Annotated in this window: 5 protein-coding genes; all 5 read right to left on the bottom strand. The window is 30.7% G+C overall.

The annotated features are described in order from the left end of the window. The coding region (locus JJE11_RS14535) for a substrate-binding domain-containing protein (protein WP_291636872.1) at positions 1-773 on the bottom strand (773 nt) is incomplete at its 3' end. Between the two features lie 8 nt (positions 774-781). Beyond that, complete coding sequence (locus tag JJE11_RS14540) at positions 782-2,371, bottom strand: response regulator (protein WP_291636874.1); 1,590 nt, start codon at positions 2,369-2,371, stop codon at positions 782-784. Next, positions 2,364-2,708, bottom strand: coding sequence for an ATP-binding protein (locus JJE11_RS14545; protein WP_366927943.1), 345 nt, complete (start codon positions 2,706-2,708; stop codon positions 2,364-2,366). Before JJE11_RS14545 ends, JJE11_RS14540 begins: the two co-directional genes overlap by 8 nt. A gap of 3 nt (positions 2,709-2,711) precedes the next feature. Beyond that, positions 2,712-3,737 (bottom strand): sensor histidine kinase, encoded by a 1,026-nt coding sequence (locus tag JJE11_RS14550; RefSeq protein WP_291636875.1) that lies wholly within the window; start codon positions 3,735-3,737, stop codon positions 2,712-2,714. Positions 3,738-3,908: 171 nt separating this feature from the next. Continuing rightward, positions 3,909-4,898: an ABC transporter substrate binding protein gene (locus tag JJE11_RS14555; protein ID WP_291636876.1), complete on the bottom strand. Its 990-nt coding sequence runs from the start codon at positions 4,896-4,898 to the stop codon at positions 3,909-3,911. Positions 4,899-4,949 lie beyond the last annotated feature (51 nt).

The following is a 4,949-nucleotide window of genomic DNA, read 5'->3' on the forward strand; positions in this document are numbered from 1 at the left end:
CCCACCACAGCAACCTTTCCTGCAAGTCTATGTTCCGCTAAAACCTCAATAGCAGCTTGAGCAAGAGTATCGTTTGCAGCTACGATACCATCTATTCTTACACCACTTTCAATAGTTTCTTCGACACACTTTATAGCCTCTTCCTCATTCCAGTTTTCTGACCAAACTTCGTTAACTATCTTTATATTTCCACTTTTAATACCTGAACTTAAAGCTTTCATATAGCCTTTATTAAATTCTATTGCATTATAATCTTGCTTATTTCCATTTATAATAATATAGTTTCCACTGGGAACCTTTTTTACTATAGCATCTCCCATTAATTCTCCAACTCTCTCATTATCAAATGTTACATAAAGATCTACATTTCCTTTTCTTATTATCCTGTCATAAGCAATTACTTTTATCCCTCTTTTCTTTGCCATTCTAACAACCGGTACCAATGCATCACTTTCATTTGCAACTATTACTAAAACATCGACTCCCTCTTCTATTAAATACTTTATTTGATTAATTTGTTCATCGCTAACACTACCAGCATTTTGAACTATTACCTCTGCACCAAGTTCCTTAGCCTTTGCCATAAAAATATCTCTGTCTATTTGCCATCTTTCAATTATAAGCGAATCCATACAAAGCCCAATCTTAACCTTACTAGGATCTTTTATTTCAATTGCTTTTTTATTAATTTTATAAACATAAAGCCCACCAACTAAAATTACAATTAGTAATATGCCCATATTTCTGTACAATTGTTTTTTCCCACCACTCATATTCTAACCTACTCCTTATTACAGCGTTTTATATATTCTGAAGGTGTTAATTTTTCAGTTTTTTTAAAAATATGGCTAAAATAATTTGGATCAGCATAATCAGTCTTAAAACATATTTCTTTTATACTTAGATCTGATCTTTTCATAAGTTCTTTTGCGCTATTAATTCTAACTTTAGTAAGATATTCTATGAAATTTTGGGAGGTCTCTTCTTTAAAAAGTCTACTAAAATATTGCGGGCTCACGCACACCACCTTAGAAACCTCCTCTAAAGTTAACTCTTCACTAAAATTCTCATTGATGAACAACTTTGCATCAACAATAACTCTATTTGTTTTCCTTTTTTGAAGTTCGCGAATATTTTTGGTTATATATACTATTCTTTCCCTACATAAGCTTTCAAGTGCTAAATACCCTTCTATGCTATTCATATCAAACAAGTAACTTTTATTTTCATCCTTAATTCCAAAATCAAAGGATATTCTATCTATAATCATCATTAATTCCATGAGTCTCCATTTACCTTCTTTATATGAATCATTATAATTTTTAAGTACCCAAATATATATTTTATTAAAAGCGCTAAGGGCTGCTTCCCCATCAGTATTCATTATCATTTCAACAAGTCTATTCTCTTGGTCCTTTGGATATTCAGATATATTATTCACTAGCGCCGTAATATCTTTTATATGAACAAACCCTTTATCTTTATAATATCGAAGTGCCCTTAATGCTTCTTCATAAGAACAAGATATGTTATTAACAGTTTTATAGCTACCAATACCAATATTTAACTCAAATTCATTACTAAAGTCTTTTAATTTACTCACTACATAAGAAGCTATTTCATATGCTTTTACTCTACCAGCGTATTCTTCATTAAAATTCGATGAAATAAATGCTACTATCCTATTTATCATTAAAGGTCCAATAACGCAGTTACTTTTATATTTAAAGGCATCCCTAATTACTTTGTAATATTCCTGTTCGCCTTCATGTTTTAATATTTCTTTAAAGTTAGTTAAGTTCCCATTTCCTTTAGACTCCAAAATCATTATATAACCGCCAGCTTCACTCAATCCTAATAGCTCCTTGTATTTTGCTAGCCTACTCCCATAACTTTCACCAAGGAGAATGGAATATATAAATCCATGTTCAATAAAAGGAATTAAGTTCTGATAATTTTCAATATTTTCGAGTTCTGCTCTCTTTTCATCTTTCTCAATAGTTAGCTTTTTTAAAACATTCTCAATTGTGCTAACTAAATTTTTTTTTATAATTGGCTTTAGAATATAATCGTTCACACCGAGCCTTATGGCTTCTTTTGCATACTCAAATTGCTCATAAGCTGAAACAATTATGAAAACAGTATTTAATTTAGTTTTTTTTATTTCATTTATTGCTTCCATCCCATTAATACCAGGCATTCTAATGTCCATTAAGACTATATCAGGATTAAAGCTTAGACACTTTTCTATAGCCTCGCGCCCAGATTTTGCTAAATCGAATTCTATAACTTCTTTAAATTCTTTATTAATAATAAAGGTTACTGCCTCTCTCACAATTTTTTCATCGTCTACAATTAAAAGTTTAAACAAGTATATCCTCCTCCTTTATTAAAGGCAGTTTCAAAATAACCTTAGTCCCTTTGAAAGCTTCGGACCTTATCTCAATGACATCTTCTTGTCCATAAAAAGCCTTAAGTCTTTTTATTACATTTCCCATCCCAATACTAGTAGTATGACCTTTTTCATCTTTATTCGCCGCCCTTTTTAAACCTAAATCACATATTTCATGAATTGTTTTCGAGTCCATTCCTTTTCCATTATCTTCAATTATAACTTGAACCGTATCCTGTACCTTTTTTACTCTTAAACATATTTTACCCCCAACCTCCATATCATTAACTCCATGAACACATGCATTTTCAATTATAGGTTAAATTATTTGTGACGGCATAATAATGTCTAAGGCATCTTCATCTATATAGTATTCATATTTAATTAAATCTCCAAATCTTGTTTGGAGCAAATATATATATGCATATACACTTTCAATTTCTTCTCCGAGGGTCACAGGAGTATCCATCCTTCTTAAATTATATCTAAAAAGATCAGACATTTTTTCAAGAAATACACATGTTTTCTCTGCATCCTCCATCATAGCCAGCTGAACTCCTGCATTGAGAGTATTAAAAAGAAAATGTGGATTTATTTGAGATTGCAATGCTTTAAGTTCCGCATTTTTTAAGAGATTCTTCATTTTTAAATTAGCAAGTTTTTCATCCTTAAGGTTTGATTCAGTTTCAGCTTGATATTTAAGTTCCCCAATATGATTACTAATGTGTCCCTTCATTTTATTAAAAGCATCTGCCATAACTTTAAGCTCATCATTAGTATCGACTTTCACATTTTCCGTGTCAAAATTATTCTTAGCCATTTCGTTTGCTGATGTTGCAAGGCTTACAATTGGAACAGAAGTCTTATTGGCAAACCAGAAGGTAAGAACTACATTTAATAAAAATGTACTCGCTATAATAACTATATTAAACATTTGAAGAAATCTTAATTTTTCTGTTATAGAAAAATACTTTTCAGCATTTTCATGAAATTGATTTAAATTTAACTGCTTGATATAGGTATTTATATATCCTACAATTTCCTTACTCTCACTATACCTTAAATTACATTCTTCTACGTCTCTTCCCCTTTTTGATCTAATAGCTGCATCACCCTCAGCTAAATACTTGTCGATCATATTCCCAATATCCTTTAACATTAACTTTCCATTTTCATAGGAAATGTCTCTACTAATTTTATTGGAACTAATTCTTAAGCTATCACTAATTTTTGTATAGTCCCGCAAACTATCAGAGCTTTTAGTTGTTAAATAACTTAATAACTCTTCATCTATATTTTGTATATCTACAGACAGATCAGTTAAATACGTATCATTAATAAACATATAGTCAAATTTTTCTAGAATATGCTTAGCATTATATAATGTATAAAGACTTGTAGAAATCATTATTAGAATTAATAGTAATGAATAAAGTAATAGCTTCCCCCTAATAGTATTGAACCCTAACACCTTTTTTAAATAACTTGTCACTTTTTTTCTACCTCTTTCAATTCTTTATTTCAAATACTGATTCAAATTGGACTTAGTTATTATAATGGAATCACTATGTGTGTAGGCAGATACTCTTCCATTATCCTTTAAATCTACTAAGGTTCTAATACTATCACCACCAATTTTATATGCACCAGGAACTATTGTTCCATAAATCACACCCTTTTGTATATAACTTAAAATTTCTGGGGTGCTGTCATAGCCTATTATCGTTATGTCTCCTACACGATTAAAATCTACAACTAGCTGCGCTGCTCCTATAGCATCTTTAGAGCTTGTACAAACTATTGCATTTACAGAAGGATGACTATTTATTATTTCTTGTGTCACGTTGTTTGCCCCAAGTATTCCATTATCAGATATTTCAACTGTTTCTACTTTAATATCCTTATAGTTTTTTATTCCGTCATTAAACCCATCTAACTTAAGGTTTCCGTTACCTTCCGAACTTTCTAATATAATTGCTACCTTTGCTTTCCCTTTTAATGCCTCTGCTACTAACTTACCCGCTTTTGAACCAATTTCAAACCCATTTGTTCCAACATATGCTGATCCTTTACTACTAGATAAATCTGCATCTAAGGTTATAACGGGTATACTATATTCTTCAGCTTTATCTATTAACTTTTGAAACTCCTCGGTGTTGTAAGCATGCGTTATTATTCCATCTACTTTCGAATCTATTGCTATGTTTATATACTTAATTGTATCTTTGTAATCGTCTACACCATTGCTATAATTCGTCTCAATAGCTATGTCCAATGAGCTAGCCATATCTATCAAGCCCTTTTCCAGATCTTTAACATAAGGCTCATCTGAATTATGTAATATTATAAAAAAATGGTACTTGGGTGTCTTTTGAGAGTTAAACAAACTGACTTTTACATCAATAAGCATTTTATCAACTTGCCTTGAATAGGTTATTGATAATGTTATACAGACTGCTATTGTAGTGAGCAATAAGCCAATTATAATCTTATATAATTTCTTCATTGTGGACTCCTTAAAACTTTTTTATTATTCAGATTATATCACAATATTTGC

This window comes from Clostridium sp. (genome assembly GCF_016650095.1).
Lineage (GTDB): Bacteria > Bacillota > Clostridia > Clostridiales > Clostridiaceae > Clostridium_AD.